Here is a 3,342-nt window from a genome sequence, read left to right as displayed (position 1 = left end):
TGATCTTTAACATTCACATAACAGAATCAGATAGAAGACGAGAACCTAAAATGAAAAATTCAAACAAGACCAAGAAAGATTTAAAAAACTTGTGTTAACTTTAGATAGATAAAAGCTACTAAGGGCATATGGTGGATATCTTGGCAGTAAGAGGCGATGAAGGACGTTTACTAGGTAACGATATGCCGCGACGAGTGATCAAGTACGCTTTGACTCGCGGATTTCCGAATGGGGTAACCCACTTATCAGAAATGGTAAGTACTACATGGTGAGTAAAGTAGCCATGTTAGAGTGAACGCAGGGAACTGAAACATCTAAGTACCTGCAGGAGAAGAAATCAACAGAGATTCTGCTAGTAGCGGCGAGCGAACGCAGATTAGTCCAAACCGGCCAGTTTACTGCCCGGGGTTGTAGGACCTCATTTAGGACCATGATAATTAGGAGAACGTATTGGGAAGTACGACCAAAGAGGGTGAAAGTCCTGTATCCGAAAATTTGAAAGGCCGAGAGGTATCCTGAGTAGGACGGGACACGTGAAATCCTGTCTGAAGCTGGGAGGACCACCTTCCAAGACTAAATACTCCTTACTGACCGATAGTGAACAAGTACCGTGAGGGAAAGATGAAAAGAACCCCGATAAGGGGAGTGAAATAGAACTTGAAACCATATGCTTACAATCGGTGAAAGGGCTATTGTAAAGCCTGATCACGTACCTTTTGCATTATGAGCCGCCGAGTTACGGTGTGTAGCAAGATTAAGCCGTCGCAGGTGTAGTCGTAGGGAAACCGAGTCTGAATAGGGCGATTAGTTGCATGTCGTAGACCCGAAACGGGATGAGCTTGCCATGAGCAGGTTGAAGCGGGGGTAATACCTCGTGGAGGACCGAACCCATATAGGTTGAAAACTGTTGGGATGACTTGTGGTAAGGGGTGAAAGGCCAATCAAATTCCGTGATAGCTGGTTCTCTCCGAAATGCATTTAGGTGCAGCGTTTGATGATTACTGACGGGGGTACAGCACTGAATTGGCTAGGGGGATTACCGTCTTACCAAACCATATCAAACTCAGAATACCGTTAAGTACAGTCAAGCAGTGAGACTATGGATGCTAAGGTCCATGGTCGAAAGGGAAAGAGCCCAGATCGACAGTTAAGGTCCCCAAATCGTATCTAAGTGGGAAAGGTTGTGGAATTACTTTGACATCCAGGAGGTTGGCTTAGAAGCAGCCATCCTTTAAAGAAAGCGTAATAGCTCACTGGACTAGTGATTCTGCGCCGAAAATGTAACGGGGCTAAAGATACGTACCGAAACTTCGAAATTATTTATAATTGGTAGGAGAGCATTGTGTTTACTGATGAAGACGTACCGGCAAGGAGCGTTGGAGGCATCACAAGAGCTGATGGCGGCATGAGTAGCGATAAGGAATGTGAGAATCATTCCCGCCGAAAATCTAAGGGTTCCTGGACCAGGTGACTCCGTCCAGGGTTAGTCGGATCCTAAGGCGAGGCCGAAAGGCGTAGTCGATGGACAACGGGTTAATATTCCCGTACTTGGTAGTTGTCGCTTGACATGAAGGAGTGACGGAGAAAGGTAGCAAATCCAACTGTTGGATGTTGGTTTAAGTGTGTAGGAGGAGATCTTAGGTAAATCCGGGATCTTGTTAACTCTGAGACATGAATACGAGGGCCTAGCCCGAAGTTTGTGATCCTATGCTTCCCAGAAAAGCTTCGCATGAAGATAATTATCAATCCGTACCGTAAACCGACACAGGTAGATGAGAAGAGAATTCTCAGGCGCTTGGGAGAACTCTAGTTAAGGAACTCTGCAAATTGGTGCCGTAACTTCGGGAGAAGGCACGCCTTGCTTGGTGACATCACTTGCTGGTGAAGCTGAACGAGGTCGCAGTGAAGAGGGGGTAGCGACTGTTTATCAAAAACATAGGTCTATGCAAACTCGCAAGAGGATGTATATGGACTGACGCCTGCCCGGTGCTGGAAGGTTAAAAGGAGAGGTTAGCGTTCGCGCGAAGCTTCGAATTGAAGCCCCAGTAAACGGCGGCCGTAACTATAACGGTCCTAAGGTAGCGAAATTCCTAGTCGGGTAAGTTCCGACCTGCACGAATGGCGTAACGACTTCCCCACTGTCTCAACTAGAGGCCCAGCGAAATTGGAGTGCGCGTGAAGATACGCGCAACCCGCGGAAGGACGAAAAGACCCCGTGAACCTTTACTGTAGCTTGACATTGGGTTTTGATTAACATTGCGTAGGATAGGTGGGAGTTTTTGATCTCTGCATTCCGGTGTAGAAGGAGACATCCTTGAAATACCACCCTTTGTTAATTGAAATCCTAACCTACGATCCTGATCGGGTCGGGGGACAATGTCTGGTGGGCAGTTTGACTGGGGCGGTCGCCTCCTAAAGAGTAACGGAGGCGCACAAAGATTCCCTCAAGCCGAATGGAAACCGGCTGTAGAGTGTAAACGCATAAGGGAGTTTGACTGCAAGACGTACATGTCGAGCAGGGTCGAAAGACGGTGTTAGTGATCCGGTGGTTCCGAGTGGAAGGGCCATCGCTCAACGGATAAAAGGTACTCCGGGGATAACAGGCTGATCTCCCCCAAGAGTTCACATCGACGGGGAGGTTTGGCACCTCGATGTCGGCTCATCGCATCCTGGGGCTGGAGCAGGTCCCAAGGGTTAGACTGTTCGTCTATTAAAGCGGTACGCGAGCTGGGTTCAGAACGTCGTGAGACAGTTCGGTCTCTATCCTCCGTGGGCGTAAGAATTTTGAGAAAATCTGACCTTAGTACGAGAGGACCGGGTTGGACGAACCTATGGTGTACCGGTTATGTCGCCAGATGTACCGCCGGGTAGCTAAGTTCGGAAAGGATAACCGCTGAAAGCATCTAAGTGGGAAGCCCATTTCAAGATAAGAATTCTATTAGACAGCTTGTAGACCACGAGCTTGATAGGCTGGGGGTGTAAGTGTAGTAATACATTGAGCTGACCAGTACTAATTTGTCGTTTTGCTTTTATCTATTTTCATTTTAGGTTCACTTCTATTTGGTTTTGTTTTGTGAATGACCAAAGATTACATAGCGCTTGACTGGCGTGGAACAATGTTCTAAATATAGTCCACTCAAATTGAAATTCAGTTTGGGTGTGTCGATAGCGACGAGGAAATACCTGATCCCATCCCGAACTCAGAAGTCAAGCTCGTCAGCGGCGAAAGTAGTGCCAGGGGGACTTGGTGTTAGGATAGCACGATGCACCCATTATTTTATAAAAAAGCTCTTCTTCGGAAGAGCTTTTTTTTTGCCTTTTTTTTAGATTTTAAATTCTTTG

The 3,342-nt window shown here is 47.0% G+C and carries 2 rRNA genes; both read left to right on the top strand.

Annotated elements, in window-relative coordinates:
• Positions 1 to 108: 108 nt before the first annotated feature.
• A 23S ribosomal RNA gene (locus DPQ89_RS09455) occupies positions 109 to 3,035 on the top strand.
• 120 nt (positions 3,036 to 3,155) lie between these two features.
• Positions 3,156 to 3,272, top strand: a 5S ribosomal RNA gene (gene rrf / locus DPQ89_RS09450).
• Positions 3,273 to 3,342: the final 70 nt, after the last annotated feature.

Origin of the sequence: Halobacteriovorax sp. HLS, assembly GCF_004006665.1 — a bacterium.
Classification (GTDB): Bacteria; Bdellovibrionota; Bacteriovoracia; order Bacteriovoracales; family Bacteriovoracaceae; genus Halobacteriovorax.
The sequence above is the reverse complement of the archived record's forward strand: the minus strand, read 5'-3'. Positions and strand labels throughout refer to the sequence as shown.